This window comes from Mucilaginibacter arboris (assembly GCF_009754915.1).
GTDB classification, from domain to species: domain Bacteria; phylum Bacteroidota; class Bacteroidia; order Sphingobacteriales; family Sphingobacteriaceae; genus Mucilaginibacter_A; species Mucilaginibacter_A arboris.
In genome coordinates this window covers 1-762 of the sequence record NZ_WPIK01000059.1, presented here as the reverse complement: position 1 = coordinate 762, position 762 = coordinate 1, and the positions used below count along the sequence as shown (strand labels likewise).

Below are 762 nucleotides of genomic sequence, written 5' to 3'. Positions count from 1 at the left end.
CAGTTTCAGCTGATGGAACAGAAACTTAGCTGGTAAAAGAAGCATCAACTTTTGATTATAAATTTAACTTTGGTTTTCGGCGGAAGGAATTCTATTTCCAGTTCTTCGCCAAGCCTTTTCCGTTAGGCGTAATTCTGAAACAAAGCGCAGCTGACAATTAAATGGAGACTTTAACTACAATAACATCGTTATTTCTACTTGTCGGACTTGCTTTAAGTCCCATTTTTATTTTAAGGAGGCTGGATAAACTAAAAGTCAAATATAAGTTTATTGCTTACCTGACAACAGGAATAGTTACAACTGTATTTATAACTTTGGTTTTTGCATGGTTGACAGATGTCTCAGATAAAATGCTTTTGACTCATTATGGATATAATATAGATGGAATGAATGAAATTGAATTTTATCGACAAGTTTTTCCTGAAAATATGGAACGAGTAAAAAGTCTTGAAAAAAGTGTAATGGGAATTGGATGGCCAATAAAAGCTACTATGACTTATGTTATTTATTTCCCCTACTTTTTGACTGTATATTTAATTTCTTATATAATCCAGAAAAACAAAAAGAAGAACTACGCCTAACATTGGTTTGGCAAAAAACTGGCGGACGAATTAAACATCAACTTTTGTTCTTCCATTTTGCTTCAGTTTCAGCGGAAGGAACATTTTTCAATTGTAAAAACAGTATTGAACTTTGCTACTTTAATTGAACTTGGGTTTCGGCGGAAGGAATTTAAATTCCAGTTCTTCGCCAAGCCTTGAA

The 762-nt window shown here is 33.3% G+C and carries 1 protein-coding gene; it reads left to right on the top strand.

The features are described from left to right. Positions 1–161: 161 nt before the first annotated feature. Entirely contained in the window at positions 162–581 is a 420-nt protein-coding gene (locus tag GO621_RS18705) for a hypothetical protein (protein ID WP_157569730.1), read from the top strand. Positions 582–762 lie beyond the last annotated feature (181 nt).

Bases quoted from the DNA above. Each gene is read 5' to 3' on its own strand.
- GO621_RS18705 (WP_157569730.1), top strand. From the start codon at position 162: ATGGAGACTTTAACTACAATAACATCGTTATTTCTACTTGTCGGACTT.